This is a genomic window from Mesorhizobium sp. M0772 (assembly GCF_040320135.1).
Lineage (GTDB): Bacteria > Pseudomonadota > Alphaproteobacteria > Rhizobiales > Rhizobiaceae > Mesorhizobium.
The window spans coordinates 24404-39442 of record NZ_JAMYPB010000053.1; the positions used below are offsets into that span (position 1 = coordinate 24404).

General features: G+C 58.2%; 10 protein-coding genes and 9 pseudogenes. 14 read left to right on the forward strand and 5 right to left on the reverse strand.

From position 1 onward, the window contains the following. Nucleotides 1–49: 49 nt before the first annotated feature. The 8 genes and pseudogenes from NKI06_RS26140 to NKI06_RS26175 form a co-directional block, all read left to right on the forward strand. Nucleotides 50–606: pseudogene (locus NKI06_RS26140) on the forward strand (tyrosine-type recombinase/integrase); the annotation flags it as partial. A 217-nt stretch (nt 607–823) separates the two neighbouring features. Further along, on the forward strand, nt 824–1156 hold the full coding sequence (locus tag NKI06_RS26145) for a hypothetical protein (RefSeq protein WP_352561551.1): 333 nt from the start codon (nt 824–826) through the stop codon (nt 1154–1156). A 28-nt stretch (nt 1157–1184) separates the two neighbouring features. After that, nucleotides 1185–1595 carry a site-specific integrase gene (locus NKI06_RS26150; protein ID WP_352561552.1) on the forward strand — a complete coding sequence of 137 codons (411 nt, stop codon included), beginning with the start codon at nt 1185–1187 and terminating at the stop codon, nt 1593–1595. 217 nt (nt 1596–1812) lie between these two features. After that, nucleotides 1813–2043: a tyrosine-type recombinase/integrase gene (locus tag NKI06_RS26155; RefSeq protein WP_352561554.1), complete on the forward strand. Its 231-nt coding sequence runs from the start codon at nt 1813–1815 to the stop codon at nt 2041–2043. Beyond that, the gene (locus tag NKI06_RS26160; protein WP_352561556.1) at nt 2040–2285 is read left to right on the forward strand and encodes a hypothetical protein; all 246 of its coding nucleotides are present in this window, start codon (nt 2040–2042) and stop codon (nt 2283–2285) included. Before NKI06_RS26155 ends, NKI06_RS26160 begins: the two co-directional genes overlap by 4 nt. A gap of 139 nt (nt 2286–2424) precedes the next feature. Next, nucleotides 2425–2817, forward strand: a pseudogene (locus NKI06_RS26165) (tyrosine-type recombinase/integrase); the annotation flags it as partial. Nucleotides 2818–2950: 133 nt separating this feature from the next. Then, nucleotides 2951–3955, forward strand: a pseudogene (locus NKI06_RS26170) (tyrosine-type recombinase/integrase). Nucleotides 3956–4068: 113 nt separating this feature from the next. Further along, nucleotides 4069–4200 (forward strand): annotated as a pseudogene (locus NKI06_RS26175) (transposase domain-containing protein); the annotation flags it as partial. A 318-nt stretch (nt 4201–4518) separates the two neighbouring features. Here the strand turns inward: NKI06_RS26175 and NKI06_RS26180 are convergent. After that, nucleotides 4519–4689, reverse strand: a pseudogene (locus tag NKI06_RS26180) (helix-turn-helix domain-containing protein); the annotation flags it as partial. A 122-nt stretch (nt 4690–4811) separates the two neighbouring features. Then, nucleotides 4812–5793: pseudogene (locus NKI06_RS26185) on the reverse strand (IS110 family RNA-guided transposase). Between the two features lie 372 nt (nt 5794–6165). On the opposite strand from NKI06_RS26185, the gene NKI06_RS26190 reads away from it, so the two are divergent. The 5 genes and pseudogenes from NKI06_RS26190 (at nt 6166) to NKI06_RS26210 (ending at nt 11764) form a co-directional block, all read left to right on the forward strand. Further along, complete coding sequence (locus tag NKI06_RS26190) at nt 6166–7539, forward strand: glutathionylspermidine synthase family protein (protein WP_352561558.1); 1374 nt, start codon at nt 6166–6168, stop codon at nt 7537–7539. 258 nt (nt 7540–7797) lie between these two features. Beyond that, nucleotides 7798–7998: pseudogene (locus NKI06_RS26195) on the forward strand (transposase); the annotation flags it as partial. A gap of 458 nt (nt 7999–8456) precedes the next feature. Beyond that, a complete protein-coding gene (locus NKI06_RS26200) occupies nt 8457–9872 on the forward strand; it encodes an aminotransferase family protein (protein WP_352561560.1) in 1416 nt (471 codons plus the stop codon). A 267-nt stretch (nt 9873–10139) separates the two neighbouring features. Next, nucleotides 10140–11338 (forward strand): annotated as a pseudogene (locus NKI06_RS26205) (glycine C-acetyltransferase). A 267-nt stretch (nt 11339–11605) separates the two neighbouring features. Continuing rightward, a complete protein-coding gene (locus tag NKI06_RS26210) occupies nt 11606–11764 on the forward strand; it encodes a hypothetical protein (RefSeq protein ID WP_352561562.1) in 159 nt (52 codons plus the stop codon). A 1-nt stretch (nt 11765) separates the two neighbouring features. On the opposite strand, the gene NKI06_RS26215 is transcribed toward NKI06_RS26210, so the two are convergent. The 3 genes from NKI06_RS26215 to NKI06_RS26230 all read right to left on the reverse strand — a co-directional run bounded on the left by NKI06_RS26215 (nt 11766) and on the right by NKI06_RS26230 (nt 13513). After that, complete coding sequence (locus NKI06_RS26215) at nt 11766–11948, reverse strand: hypothetical protein (RefSeq protein ID WP_352561571.1); 183 nt, start codon at nt 11946–11948, stop codon at nt 11766–11768. Between the two features lie 169 nt (nt 11949–12117). After that, the gene (locus NKI06_RS26225) at nt 12118–12459 is read right to left on the reverse strand and encodes an aminotransferase class IV (RefSeq protein WP_352561565.1); all 342 of its coding nucleotides are present in this window, start codon (nt 12457–12459) and stop codon (nt 12118–12120) included. Nucleotides 12460–13045: 586 nt separating this feature from the next. Continuing rightward, entirely contained in the window at nt 13046–13513 is a 468-nt protein-coding gene (locus NKI06_RS26230; protein WP_352561567.1) for an Lrp/AsnC family transcriptional regulator, read from the reverse strand. A 550-nt stretch (nt 13514–14063) separates the two neighbouring features. Here NKI06_RS26230 and NKI06_RS26235 point away from each other — a divergent pair. Continuing rightward, a pseudogene (locus NKI06_RS26235) lies at nt 14064–14832 on the forward strand (class II aldolase and adducin N-terminal domain-containing protein). Nucleotides 14833–15039: the final 207 nt, after the last annotated feature.

A 15039-nucleotide genomic window follows, 5' to 3' on the forward strand; every position in this document is an offset into this window, starting at 1 on the left:
TGAGGATGTGGTGATCCAAGCTCCCCCGCCCGGCTGCAACAGGTCTCGCCGAGAGGATATTCGGACCTATCAGGTCTATCTGATGAACGATAAGAAGCTGTCGCCCGGCTCGTTCCACACCGCCATTGCGGCGCTGCGCTTTCTCTACAAGGCAGGTGACGCTCGAGAGGGATTGGGCGCCTGAAGAGGTCCTGCCGCTTCCCAAGAAGCCGCAGAAGCTGCCGATCGTCCTCAGTCCCGAGGAAGTTCAGCGGTTCCTCGGTTGCGTCCTCGACGTCAAACACCACGCTATCCTGACCACTTGCTATGCCGCCGGATTGCGCATCTCGGAAGCGGTTCAGCTGAAGCCCACGGGCATCGACAGCCAGAGAATGGTCATCCGCATCGAGCAGGGCAAAGGTCAGAAGGACCACCGCTATGATGCTGTCGCCCAAGCTGCTGGAGATTCTGCGCGACTATTGGAAGATACGGCGGCCAAGGGCGTGGCTCTTCCCCGGCGATCGCGCCGGCCAGCCGACCACCAAGAGGGCGGTGGGACAAGCCTGCGCGAAAGCGCGAGACCTCTCCGGATTGTCCAAACCGGTCACGCCACACAGTTTGAGGCACGTCCAACACGTTTTTAGCTCACCGTCGCGATCCACCGCAGCGCGCTCTCGCCACCCGGCTTTCTGCGCGACGCCAAGCTAAAAACGCTCTGCATTATGCCGACCGCCGAACTATGCCGAGCGAGCAAGTTTTTACCAACACTTTCCTCAACGTAGCGGTAGCTGGATCGGCATAGCTTAGGCTCTCTCCGTCGCAATTGACGCGAAGGAGAGGATACATGAACGCAAGTGACTATCTGCAACGCAGCACACTGTATCGGAAGCTGATCCACGGGCCGTATGGCGAGTTTGCACGCGTTTACGCGGGCAGATTGTCCGACGAAGGCTTTGGTCAGCAATGCACATGGCGATCGCTAAGCCTATTTCGTGAGCTGAGAGACTGGCATCTCGGCAACGGGCACGATCTCCAGGATTTAAGCGAAGATCAAGTCGAGCGGTTTCTTGAGCACCGTTCCAAACACTGGAGCATCGATTCGGGCGACCGAGCTGCGCTCCGGCGCTTGCTTGCCGCTACGGCAAGAAGGCTTGATACCAGCCGCCCCTCCAGTTGAGCGTACGGAGCATGAGCGGATTGTTGATGTGTTCGCGGCTTACCTCACGAATGAGAGAGGGCTCGCCGCCTCGACGGTGGAAAGTCACAAGCTGCTCTCACGCCGATTTCTGCAGGAGGTCTGTCCGGGTGGCGCAGATGGATTTGCAGCGCTCACCCCGGAGATCGTCATCGGTTATGTCGAGCGACATGCTCTCGATGGCTCCGCCGACAGCGGCAAAGCGATGTGCGGGGTGGTGCGCAGCTATTTGCATCTGAAGGGCTTCATTTCGGTAGCCTTGGCCGATTGTGTGCCGTCGATCCGTCGCTGGCGGCTTGCTGGCCTGCCAACCTTCCTGCCACCACAGAAGGTTCAGTTGGTTCTAGATGCCTGCGATCGGACCACGGCAATGGGGCTTCGGGACTATGCGGTTCTGATGGCGCTGGCCAAGCTGGGCTAGCGCGCCAGCGAGGTTGCCGCGCTCAGTCTTGACGATATCGATTGGCAGTCGGGCAGTGTCCTCGTCCATGGCAAGGGACGGCGTCAAGCGATGATGCCACTACGCCAGTCGGTGCAGCTATCGTCGCCTACATCCGGCATGGGCGACCGGCTTCAGAGTGTTGCCGGTTATTTCTGCGAATGCTTGCTCCGCACGTGCCTCAGGCTGCGCCATCACGATGATCGCGAAGGAGGCCCTCGAGCGGGCGGGTATTCACGGCTATGCGCACCACGGCGCGCACCTCTTCCGCCACAGCCTTGCGACCGACCTGCTGCGGTCGGGGGCCAGCTTTGCCGAGATCGGCCAGTTGCTTCGTCACCGGAGCATCGACAGCACAAGGATCTATGCCAAGCTCGACATCGAGAAGCTGCGCGAACTGAGCCTGCCCTGGCCGGGAGGTGTCCAATGAGCCGTCTTCGAACAGCGCTCGAGCGCTATGTGGGCATGCGCCAGGGGTTGGGATACAAGTACCACGGGCCCGCTCGACGGTTGTCGGATTTCGTCACCTTCATGGAGGCTCGCGGCGCCGAGACCATCAGCACGGCGTTGGCAATGAAGTGGGTGACGTTGATCGGCAGACAACCGAGTTGGTCCATCCGCCTGACCGATGTGCGCTGCTTCGCTCAGCACCTCGCTTATTTCGAGCCCTGACGGAAGTGCCACCTCAAGACGCTGTGCCGCCGGCGCGGCGGGCAAAGCCCTACATCTATAGCGATGCTGAGATCACGGCGCTTCTGGCGGCGGCCCTGTCGCTGCCGCCGGCCAACGCCCTCCGTCGCTAGACATATCATTGCCTGTTCGGATTGATAGCGGTCGCCGGGCTACGCCATTCCGAACGCTCGACCTGCGCCGAGACGACGTCGACCAAGGTGTCCTCACCATTCGGGAGACGAAGTTCGGCAAGTCGCGGCTGGTCCCGCTCCATGCCACGACGGTCGCCGTGCTGTCGGACTATGCCGCGCGACGCGACGCGCATCTCGTCGCGCCTCGTAGCCCCTATTTCTTTGTCGCCGAGCAGGGCGGCAGATTGCTGCACCAATACGTGCACCGGGTGTTCTGGCAGCTGTCGCGACAGATCGGTCTGCGGCAGCGGGGACAGCGCAATGGTCCGCGGGTTCACGATCTTCGTCACCGTTTCGCCGTCCAGGCCCTGACCAACTGGTATCGTGCGGGCGAAGATGTCGAGCGGGAACTGCCGGTCCTCTCGACCTTTCTCGGCCACGCCAATGTTCGCGACACCTACTTGCATCTATCCGCCGCGCCGGAGCTAATGACCCATGCTGCGCGACTGCTGGGTAAGCGTGGGAGGTTCGCTCATAAGCGCCTCGAACGATTTAGCCGTGCTGATCGAGCGGTGGTTCACCGATCGGCTCATGGCGACATCGAGGCGTAAGCTCCAACACCATCGCCCCCTATCGCGACACCTTCCGGCTCCTGTTTGCATCGCGCAGACACGCCTTGGCAGGTCTCCGACGCAGTTGACACTGCGGGATTTGGACGCGCCTTTCATCGGCGCATTTCTGGAGGACTACCTCGAGACACTGCGGTCCGCCTCAGTGAGAACCCGGACCCTCCGCCTCATCACAGCCATTCGGTCTTTCTTCAGATATGCGTCGTTCGAGGAGCCGGCCTATAGCGCTCAGATTCAACGCGTGCTCGCGATCCCGAGCAAGCGATGCGACAAGCGACAGCTTCAGTTTCTCACCAGGCCCGAGATTGAAGCGATCCTGGCCTGTCCGGATCGCAGCACATGGCTGGGACGGCGTGATCACACTCTGCTGTTGCTGGCCGCGCAAACAGGCCTGCGGGTCTCGGAAATCATCGATCTCAACCGGGACCCGGTCATGCTGGGGCACGGTGCCCCACGTGCGATGCGTTGGCAAGGGCCGCAAGGAGCGAAGTACGCCGCTCACCAAGGTTGCACAGCAAGCCCTTCGGGGCTGGCTCAACGAGCCCAGGAAACGGGGCGCAACGGCTCTCTTTCCGAACATGCACGGCGGCAGGCTGAGCGCCGACGGCGTGCAGGCGCTGCTGAACAAACATGTCGCCAAGGCTCGCGAACACTGCGTCATCCTCCGCTCGAAGCGGGTGTCGCCTCATGTTTTGAGGCACAGCGCTGCCATGGAGCTGCTGCGGGCGTCGATTGTTCGGTCATCGCCCTATGGCTGGGCCATGAGGCGATGGAAAGGACGCTGACCTATCTTCACGCACATTTTGAACTGAAGGAATCCGCACTTGCCAAGCTGAAGCCATACGAACGCGCAAAGGCCGAACGATTTCGGCCAAACGACCGACTTCTTGAATTCCTGAACGCCCTTTGAGCATGAGAACTATGCCGAGTGTCAACGACGATTCTCGGTCGAAATGGCGGGCAAAGCGCTTCATACCGCCATGATCGGAAGAGGCGCTCGGCAAACTTCGGCGGTCGGCATAAACCTGCAAACTCAGTGGCGTCGAGCCACTCGGCTATCTCGCCGACGTACTCACCAGGATCGTCAACGGCCATCCAAACAGCCAGATCGACGACCTGCTGCCTTGGGCCTATATCCGGGCGCGCCCGAGCTAAAGGCCGGGGCCTAAGAACAGCGCTTACGGAAGGGATCGCCGCCGGCGGCTTGAAACTTCGGTCGGGCTACGCCCTCCCTGCTCTCAAGCCGCCGGCATTCTCATCCTGATTGACGCTGCGCACTCACGTTGATGGCCGCCGGCTCCATCAGATTCGAATCCTTGGCGATCGGCGCGCCGCATAGAACCAGATGCCGGCGCAGACGAGGACGCCTTGATAGGCATGGCCGAGAAATACGCCTCCGGAATTAGCAAAAGGAGTTCTCGACGCCAGCGAATTGGTTCATCTTAGCAAGCTGTTCACTGTTCTGCTCGCGAGTCGTTCCGTCAGTCGTTCAAGGCCGGTATCATTGTAGCGCGTGAGTATCTTGTAGCCGGTCTTGCGCGAGATATCGAACTCCCGGCAAAGCACCGCCATCTTCTCGCCGTCCAGCAGCCGGGCGACGAACTTCAGCCGCTCTTCCATGACGTTACACTCCTTCCTAGGCACCTTGCTCTCCTTCCAAAGGGCCGAAAATGTACCCCGATTGAACTGTCACCCATCTCTCGGGAACGGCAATTGAACGGCACCCACTGAGCGGGTTTGTCCGATCCCGGTTCGATCGTCCACCATCAAACCATCAGCACCTCACCAATCTCTGCGTATTCTCTGCGACTGCGTGACGCTGCCGGCGAAGTTACGAAGCGCTTGCCCGTAGTCATCAGCGCCCAGACGATCCGCGCCATCTTGTTTTGCAAGAGCAACGGCGACGAGCTTCTTCGTCAGAAGCTCGGCAGCCCAGCGGGTAGGCGCTGCTGCCCTTGCGGCTGAACCTGAGGACGGCATGTGCGCGAATTACAAGCAGTCGACGGATATAGGGATCGCCCTGCTTGCTGATCCGACCGGATTTGAACAGGGAGGCGTCTGTCACGGTTGCAACGATCGCGCTGGCGGTGATTGGACCGATGCGGGATCATTTCCAGTCGCCGGCTCAGTTCATTCGAGCGGTGCCAGGCTTGAATCTGATGATCGAACTCACGGACCTTCTCGTGCGCCGCCGTAGCTGTTCGAAAGGGAACAAGCGCATCTCAGGCAAGCGAGGGAATAAGCCGGTTATTCTCGTCTTCGGCGAGCCCGATCAGCATCCGACGCCGGCAATGCCCTGGCGCGTTAATCCCGAACTCGGCCAGGTGGCCGCGCAGCGCGTTCACCAGCATGTTCCGTTGTCGGACCAGAAGCTCACGAACTCGATGCAACATCAGTACACTTTGCTGTTCCTCGATCTTTACCGGAACGAAGCGCATCGACGGCCGCGTCACCGCCTCGCAGATCGCCTCCGCGTCCGTCGCGTCATTCTTCTGCCGTTTGACATATGGCTTCACATAGGAGGCTGGCATCAGCCGGACCTATGACTCAGCCCCACGAGAACGCGGGCCCAGTGATGGCTCGTTGCGCAGGCTTCAATGCCGATCAGGCATGCCGGCAAAGACGCAAAGAATGCGACGACATCGTTGCGACGCAACTTCCGGCGCAAACCACCGCGCCCTCCGCGTCCCCCGTGCACCTGAAAACGTGCTTGGCGACATCCAGACTGATTGTGCTAACCTTCTCCATTGACGGCTCTCCCTCGTGTGACCTTCGACAGCCACACTTTGGCACATTGCGATGCCGGGACCGGAGGCCGCCCACCACAATCAGGTGACCTTCTCTGCAGAGATGAACCGCGGGAACAGACCGAATCCGCGGTATCGCTGGCAGCGTCAAGCCACTAGATTTGGCAGTTCCTGAAAAACCCCAAAACGCTATCTTTTAACTCCTGTCAGAGACCAGCCGGTCAGAAATGGTCTGGCCACACTACACCGAACGATGGAAAGATTTTCCGAGCTCCGCGCCGGCTACCTTCTGACCGGGTCCAGCTAAATCCGAGCTGTGCCCAAGAATCCATCGGTCGGGCAAACTGATAAGGCCGCTAGAAAGGGACTGCCCATGACGATCGCGATGGTGCCTGCAATCAGCAAAGCGAATGTACGAATTGAGCGCCGACTTCGCGAGCTAGCAACTTGCGATTCAGCCTCGATCTGGGAGGCTCAAGACGAGCTGTCCAGCGCGATTGCAGAGGCGGGGATGCACTTTGAGGGGCGTGCCTATCCCGTATGTCTCCGACCCCTTGCGATAGAGTGTGGTCTTGCAAATCACCTCAGCGCTACCGCTGAGGCCGTGATTAAGCTGCTTGATGTCGCCGCTGAGCTGTATTGCAGCAATGAAGAGGTACAAGATTTATTTCCTGCTTATAAAGACGTGCGGCACCTGATCACTAACCTTCCAAAATCTAGACCAATAGTTAGAATTTGCCGGCTAGATGGCCTCTTTGGCAGCGATGGATATTATAAGATCATTGAAACAAACACCGAATCGCCCGGTGGTGTTATTCAGAACGGCCTCGCCGCAAAAATCTGGAGCAGTATACCTAATCCATTGACGCATGGCCTCTCACTAGACGTTAGCCAGCAGCCTTTCGTAAAAGATCGAAACTGCTTCGTCCGAGAGCTGGTGTCCGCCTACTACGCTGCGGCCGGCAAAGAACTGAAAACAGCAGCAGTAGTCAATTTTCGTGGTCGCTACGCAAATGAAGTAGACTTCATAATGAACGGCCTGAGAGACGCAGGCGTAAAGGCAACGTTGCTGGATGTTAGCACGATGAAATTGACGCCTCATGGGCTATTTGGAAAAGATGATGAGGTCATAGAACTTGTCTATAATAAGCTTGATCCGAGAGACGTTGTTGACTCTAGCGAAGCTTACGATTACCTACGTGCCTGCGCTGATCAAAAATTGGTAGCTATAAACCCGTGGATTTCCCAGTGTGTATTGTCTGACAAGGCTATCCTTGCTTTGCTCAGCGATGATCGATTCAGCTCGAACTTCAACGCCGAACAGATCGAGCTTATTGCGCGCCATATTCCCTGGACCCGCCTTGTTAGAGAGGAAGTAACGACTGACCCAAAACGGCGTCGGATCGAACTCGTCAGCTACATCCAGAAGAACAAGACCGATCTTGTTCTGAAGCCCTCCAACGCGACGCGCGGCGAGCACGTCTTGGTTGGGCGCCTCACATCCTCAGAGTTGTGGGAAGAACACATTGACCGGGCCGCCCGCGACCCTTACGTCGTTCAAGAGTACGTCGCACCCGGAGAGGTTACGGCTCTGCATTTGCCAAGCCGGTCGATCAAGAAAATGGCTTATGGACTTGACTGTTACGTATTCGGTGGCCGCCTAGCAGGTTTTCAGTCCCGTGCAAGTCTCGATCCTGTGATGAACGTTGGGCGAAGTGGCATTCTACTACCAATAGCTTTCGACTAAATTTCGCGCCTTTTAGAGGCCTCTCTGATTGGGGTCGTTGAGGTCAAGCCGCCCCTGCACTTTTTGTGGACCGTCCCGCAGGTCACTCGCTTCTCTTTGCGGTCGGCGCTCTGGCCGTCATGGGCCTGTCCGAACGGTGGGCCCGTTCCATCATCAGCCCCGATCGGAAGACTTCGCGTCTTCGCCGTTGCTCAACCCGCCATCGTAACAGAAATGCTCTGACCCCTAACATCCCTTGGCTGGGAGCAGCGGAAGACGATGAAGGCATCGAAGTTTTCGGACGCGCAGAAGGCGTTCATTCTCAAGCAGGGGTCGAGCGGAATCCGCGTCGGAGATCAGTCGTCGGGCGGGGATCAGCCAGGCGACGTACTTCAATTGCAAGTTGTAATACGACGGACTGCTGCCACGGAGATCAAGCGGTTGTGGCAGCTTGAGGACGAGAACGGCAAGCTCAGGAAGCCGAGCCTCGCCGAAACGTGTACTGTACGGAGCCGTGTAGGGTGGACGACCGCCCTTGGCTCCATCGGAGCACTTCAAGCTTCACCCCCTCGGAGAGTGGCTTGCCGCCTCCCCACGGAACCAGCACGTTCGGCTTTTCCAGAGGATCGTCGGCATCGCTCAGCCGCAAACAGTACTCGTCTATATTCTAGAAACCGGGTTGTCCCCGCATCTCCAGCCGCACAGTCGGAGAGTGCCGCGGATCTCGCTTGTTTCAAACCACAACACTGTATGCGACAACCGTTTCAGCCGGCGGCCCCTTTTGGTGCGAACCTCCACCCCAAGTGTCATAGGCTTTAGTGGATAAATTCGACGCTGCCAACGCTACTTTCAGGTCAATTCGAATAGATTAGACTTGGCTGCTAAAGAGTAGCCTTCCATTTGCCGTCTGAATGCAGAATACCACTTGGAGATGTTAGTTGGTCACGAATATTACCGCAAGCTCCGGAATGTTTCAGGATGCGTTTTTTAGCCGAGATGGATCTGAGCCCGTTCCGCTTATGATCAAGGCGGAAGGGATCTGGATGTTCGATGAGCACGGGAAAGCCTACATCGACGGATCGTCGGGTCCTATCGCGTGCAATATCGGACATGCTAATGAGCGTGTTGCGCAAGCGATGTATCAGCAGGCAATGACGCTTGATTATGCTTATCCGCGCGTTGCGCGTCACGCCGCCAACGCCGCGCTAACAGGGCGGCTTTGCAGTCTCGCGGGGGCGCCATTCGAACGGGTCGGCCTCGCGTCAGGCGGAAGCGAGGCGATGGATCTTGCGCTGAAGTTCCTGCGGCAATATGCAGTTGCAAAAGGCTTGCCCGGCAAGCGCATTTTGATCTCCAACATGCCCTCGTATCATGGTGCCTCAATTGGCACGCTCGCGATTTCGGGCGATGAATCCTTAGCACCTTTTCTATCTGGCTTCGCAGTTATAGGCGCGAAAGTGCCCGCTCCAATGACCTATCGAGGAGAACCGGGACTGTCGCCTGAAGAAATCGCCGAGCAATGCGTAGCGGCGCTTGAGAATGCTTTCGTAAATCTCGGCCCAGAAAACGTCCTCGCGTACGTGGTTGAACCGGTAGGCGGTGTGGCAACCGGATGCCTCGTGCCGCCACCTGTTTATTTTCAACGCATCCGTGAGTTGTGCGACCGATACGGCGTGTTTCTCGTATTCGATGAGATTTTGTGCGGCGCCGGCCGGACCGGTAGGTTTCTCGCATCACATCATTTGAGCGGCTGCATACCAGATGTCATTGTCATGGCAAAGGGAATTGCCGCGGGTTACAGTCCTTTAGGTGCGGTGCTTCTCCCTGCAGAGCCCGTCGATGAATTGGCAAAGCTAACCGGATTTAACTTTTCACACACGTACGGCGCAAACCCTATTTCGTGCGCCGCCGCGCTCGCAGTCCTGGACGAATATGAAGATCACGATTTAATCACCAACGCCGCACAGGCTGGCGAACATCTTGGGAGAATATTGCGGCAGCTCATGAACACCTCACCCATCGTAGGCGATGTTCGCGGAATTGGGCTGCTATACGCGGTTGAATTGGTACGCGACAAGGACTCGAAGGCTCAATTTCGCTACGATTTTAACGTGGCTGAAGTCGCTCGGACCGAGGCACTGAAGGAAGGTCTCATAATCTACTCGAGGCGTACGTCCGGAGGGAAGTATGGAGACTGGTTCATCGTTGCACCGCCATTGACCGTCACCCGGGCCGACTGTGACCAGATCGGGCAGCGATTGGAGCGTATGCTAGAGGGTGTCCGGAATAGATTTGAAGCTGAATGCGTGCCAGCCGGTTCTCCTAAGAGGTCGTCCCTTGAGCTGAACAGTTAGATGCTTCGAGTCGAAAGTGATCCGATGGAACAACTGCATTGCTAATGGGCCGGTCGGACCCGTCCCTGCGCCAAGCGGCGCAAGCTGGGAAGCGGCTTCGTGACAATGGCAATGAGCCGTCGTCCCTCAAAGTGCAGAAAGTTGACCGGGCGCACGCATGCCTCTTGGAGCGCGACGTTGAGCGAATCGACAGCCGTTACCACTCGACGACGAGCGTCCGGTCATACTTGTGCAGGGCTTACGTCCTGCATTCCTGCGGAGCTGCCGATGAACAACGCTTTTTTTGCCTATTTGTCGGCGGAACTTGCTGGGTTGAAGTCTGCTGGGCTCTACAAATCGGAGCGCGTCATCACATCGACGCAGTCGTCCGAGATCGAACTCGGGGATGGCAGCAAGGTCCTAAATTTCTGCGCCAACAACTATCTCGGTCTGGCCGACAATCAAGATCTGCGGGACGCGGCTAAGGCCGCGCTCGACCACTATGGATACGGCATGGCGTCTGTCCGATTCATCTGCGGCACTCAGGAAGAGCACAAGCAACTCGAGGCGCGGATCTCCTCATTCCTCAAGATGGAAGATACGGTCCTCTATTCATCCTGTTTTGACGCCAATGCCGGTCTGTTCGAGACGCTACTCGGCGAGGAAGACGCCATCATTTCCGATGCGCTGAACCACGCCTCCATCATCGACGGCGTACGGCTCTCAAAGGCCAGGCGCTTCCGCTATGCCAATAACGATCTGGCCGCGCTGGAAGAGGAGCTGAAGAAGGCCGAAGGCAGCCGCTTCAAGTTGATCGCGACCGATGGCTGTTTTCGATGGACGGCATCATTGCCAATCTTGGACGCGTTTGCGATCTGGCCGAGAAATACGGCGCCATGGTCATGGTAGACGATAGCCATGCGGTCGGCTTCATCGGCAGGCATGGGCGCGGCTCGGCCGAGCATTGCGGCGTCGAGGGCCGCATCGACATCATCACTGGCACGCTGGGCAAGGCGCTTGGAGGCGCCTCGGGCGGCTACACGTCAGGCAAGCGCGAGGTCATCGACTGGCTTCGCCAGCGCTCGCGACCATATCTTTTTTCCAATACGCTAATGCCCGCCATTGCAGGAGCGTCGCTGAAGGTTTTCGACCTGATCGAACAAGGCGATGCGCTGCGCAAGAAGCTCTACGCCAATGCCGACCGCTTCCGCTCGAAGATGTCGAAGGCGGGCTTCACACTGGCTGGCGCGGACCATCCGATCATCCCTTTAATGTTGGGTGACGCGAGCCTCGCGCAGCAGATGGCCGAGAAGATGCTACTGCGCGGCATCTATGTGATCGGATTCTCCTTCCCCGTGGTGCCGAAAGGCCAGGCGCGCATCCGCACGCAAATCTCCGCCGCACATTCGAGTGCGGATGTTGACCGTGCGGTCGAGGCCTTCACGGAGGTGGGCCGGGAATTGGGAGTCATCAGATGCCCACCATGAGTGGAGCGCCTTTGTCGATGCCTGCGAAAAAGTCATGGTAGGGCGCTGTTACATTGATCAAGCGGTAAGGAAATTGAGGTAGCAGCGCGCCCATGACCGTGAGTGCACGGCCCGCCTCAAAAGCCCGGGGTCGGCCTCATGCAGCCAGATTTGAAACAACGTGACAACGGCCCGCCACTCGCGAATTCGATCTTGGACGACTGCGCCGAGGCGGATCACGCGCTCGGATTTGTAGCTTCAACGTAGCCTTCCGCCGACGACAAGGCAATGAAAGCGTTCTTCATCGGCACTCCGCAGGAAATGCATATGGCAATCCACCAAAACCGGGGCGACGCCCCGCCTGCGCGCCTGCTCGACTTTCGGGAGTTGCGTGACGAGGGCTTTGAAGATCGCCAAGGAGTCACTCGCCAAGTTGCTGTCGCATAGCTCATTTCTCATCATGGGTAGCTGACAGCAGTCGACCATGCCGGATCATCGTGCTTTCGTCAGTAGAGATCCATGAGCCGGCAGGTGACGAATCCGACTTGCCCGTTAGCGATCGCGGATCATCGATGCGCTTCACGGGCATTATGTCGCCGGCGGTCGAGGTGATGAACACCTCGTCAGCCACATTGATCTCAGCACATCAGCAGCCGTGGCCGAGAGTCCTATCTCGGCACAAGACAGTTCGGCGCGTGATGCCAGGCAGCACCCCAAAAGCTGCGTCCTCAGGAAACCGTCCCTTACAACGAACACATTGAAGCTAGGCCCCTCCGCAATGTGTCCGTTCGCATCTAGTATCAGCGCTGTCTCCGCCCCCACGTCGTAAGCGTCAAAAAGGCGTTCACGAGATCGAGCCAATGATAGTTCTTGATTTGCGGGATCGATCGATTTGGGCGGGTGCGGACGGTTTCGCTGATTGCGACGTGCAAGCCTCCTTCCATCTGTTGCTTGTTGGCAACCGACCTAAAAGAGATAGAAAATGCCATGAAGCGATTCTCCGCGTGGCGGGGATCGCGGCTGAATGTCGGCGATGAACCGCGCGTGCAGATCATCTCCACGTATGCTGACTTGTGCCCAGACAAAGCGACACAGGCTGTGGGGATCGATTCGATTTTCTTGCCTTCATAGGGAAGTTTCATTCGAAGGCGTTCAACCCCCAAAGAAACTATCAAAATGCAGGTCCAACCTGAAGAACCTGCCATGCCGGACGTGCACAGTGTCGTAGGTTGCATCTGAATTTAGGAAGCCCCAATCCGAAACGGAGATCTTGGCCTCGGCCATCGGCAGGTATTGCCCGTCCATGAAAGTGACTGCGTGCGGATACCGACGTCTAACATTTCGGCGGGTTAGGCACCGTCTGCCGAGCGAAACTCAAAGGCGGCGCGGGGCTCTCACAGCGAACTCGTTGTTATGAACAGAGCCCGACTGAACGCTTGCACTTCACGTAACAACAAGCCCGTGTTGATCGTTCAAGCGATCACGGCGCTCCTTTCCCGAGTTGGCCCGCATATTCCAACTAGGGTTCCATGTCCGGTGTTCAACCACAGTCGCGCCGTGCGTCCGGCCCACACGCAAATTCGAGGATGTATCATGGGTTTTGAGGTCCGCCAAAGGATCGCCTTCTCGAACTGGTCTGCACCAAGGAACAGCCGCAGGCCACTCTTCGGAGGGTGCGATCTCACGGTTTGCGCCCGGACTGACGGCTTCAGCGCAACCGGCCTAAAGCTACACCGTGATCCGGGGCTCGAACTTGACACGATCCAGCGCAATCATGCTGTGGAATTTTCGGACATTGGGGTTGGTATAGAGCTTTGTCTTTATGAAGACGTCAAAAGCCTCGACGTCCTCGACGGCCACGATCAGCACAAAATCGGCGTTGCCCGTAACCATGTAGCACTGGGTAACCTCCTTGGCAGCGCGCATCGCACGTTTAAAATCGTCGACAAGGTCAAGACGCTCACGGTCTAGCTCTACCGTAAGGACAACGGTGAGCGATTTGCCAAGGGCATTCGGATCGACCAGCGAGATATCCGCAACGATCACGCCATCCGAACGCAGCTTGTTCACGCGACGCATGCATGAGGCCGCTGAGGAGCCGACAAGTTCGGCGAGTTCGGCAAAGGAGAGCCGATTGTTCTTTTGTAGGGCTGTAAGGAGCCTTCGATCCAGGTCGTCCATTGCGATGCCGGCCATGTCAGGAACCTTCACAATCGCACAAGTTAGCGCAACATTTTTTTGCAATTCGTGCCGCAAACTGAAACAAAAATAGCACAGGTCCTGCAAATTTGAAAACTAGGTTGTTCTGCCGGATCCAGATTAGGTAGGTCGGGCGTACATCCAACAGGCTGACAAACTTTCAAACCGGACCGCTTTGTGCGGTCAGCGCTTCAAAAACCGATGTATTTTGATGCAAACCTGCCTCCCCAATGCTCCATATTCCGTAATGACGCGAATCTCATCGAGACCAATTTGGGTGGCGTATGGCTGCGACATTTTCAGCGCTTTCTTCAACCGGCGTCCCATTCCCACGATCAGAGCGCGGGCGGCGGGAGCAGAAGGTCCGTGAGGGGATAGCGCGCGCGGACCTCGACGCATTGTTGGTCGCGCCCGCGGGCATTCCCGGTAGTTCACTGGCGCGGTTGGCGGCTAGCGGCGAGGGCCTTTCTGCCCCCTGCCCCAAGCGAAACCGGTTGCGCGGGCCTTGGGCGCGCAGCATCCTTGCCTCTTTCACGGAGTCGTTTCGATGAACCTCGCCCGCGTGCGAAAGGAGCCGCTGACCAACCTGCCCTTCTACGAGGAGCGGGTCGATCTCGCCGCAGCCTTCCGCTGGACGGCGCGGCTTAACATGCATGAGGCGGTGGCCCACCATTTCTCGTTGTCCGTCAACGACGATGGCTCGCAATTCCTGATGAACCCCAACCAGGTGCATTTCTCGCGCATCAAGGCGAGCGACCTGCTGCTGATCGACGCCAACGATATCGATACGCTCTCCGGTCCCAACGCCCCGGATCCGACCGCCTGGGGGCCTGCACGGCGCCAGCCATCGCAACGTGCCGCATGCGCGCTGCGCCATGCATGTGCATTCGGTCCACGCCACCGTGCTTGCCTCGCTGGCCGACTCGACGCTGCCGCCGATCGACCAGAACTCGGCCATGTTCTTCGGCCGCCATGTCGTGGACGCTCACTATGGCGGGCTGGCCTTCGAGGAGGAGGGCGAGCGCTGCTCGCAGCTTCTGACCGACCCCAAGGTCAAGGTGATGGTCATGGGCAATCACGGCGTGATGGTCATCGGCGACACTGTCGCCGATACCTTCAACCGCATGTTCTATTTCGAGCGCGCCGCCGAGACCTACGTCAAGGCGCTATGGACCGGCCGGCCGCTGCGCACGCTCTCCGACGAGATCGCCGAGAAGACGGCCAGCGAGATGGGTGACTATTCCGGCCAGGCTGGGCGTCATCTCAGCGAATTGAAGGCGATCCTCGACCAACAGGAGCCGGTCTACCGCAACTGAGTCTCGGCTGGCCGCTTTTCCCGACGAAGATCCTGGCGCCGGACGGAGCGTGGCTCAGAGCCCGGATACCATGGGCTGGGGCACTTCGCGCCGTTCCGTTAAATGGTCAACTATTGCTGGATCGAGGCGGAACGGCGCCGAGGGTCCGTTTTGCAAAAGATAGGCAACGCCACTTCTGGGAGAGAATTATGATAGATTTGCTCAGCG

Bases quoted from the DNA above. Each gene is read 5' to 3' on its own strand.
- NKI06_RS26225 (WP_352561565.1), bottom strand. From the start codon at position 12,459: ATGAAACTTCCCTATGAAGGCAAGAAAATCGAATCGATCCCCACAGCC.
- NKI06_RS26145 (WP_352561551.1), top strand. From the start codon at position 824: ATGAACGCAAGTGACTATCTGCAACGCAGCACACTGTATCGGAAGCTG.
- NKI06_RS26155 (WP_352561554.1), top strand. From the start codon at position 1,813: ATGATCGCGAAGGAGGCCCTCGAGCGGGCGGGTATTCACGGCTATGCG.
- NKI06_RS26160 (WP_352561556.1), top strand. From the start codon at position 2,040: ATGAGCCGTCTTCGAACAGCGCTCGAGCGCTATGTGGGCATGCGCCAG.
- NKI06_RS26210 (WP_352561562.1), top strand. From the start codon at position 11,606: ATGAAAGCGTTCTTCATCGGCACTCCGCAGGAAATGCATATGGCAATC.
- NKI06_RS26230 (WP_352561567.1), bottom strand. From the start codon at position 13,513: ATGGCCGGCATCGCAATGGACGACCTGGATCGAAGGCTCCTTACAGCC.
- NKI06_RS26190 (WP_352561558.1), top strand. From the start codon at position 6,166: ATGACGATCGCGATGGTGCCTGCAATCAGCAAAGCGAATGTACGAATT.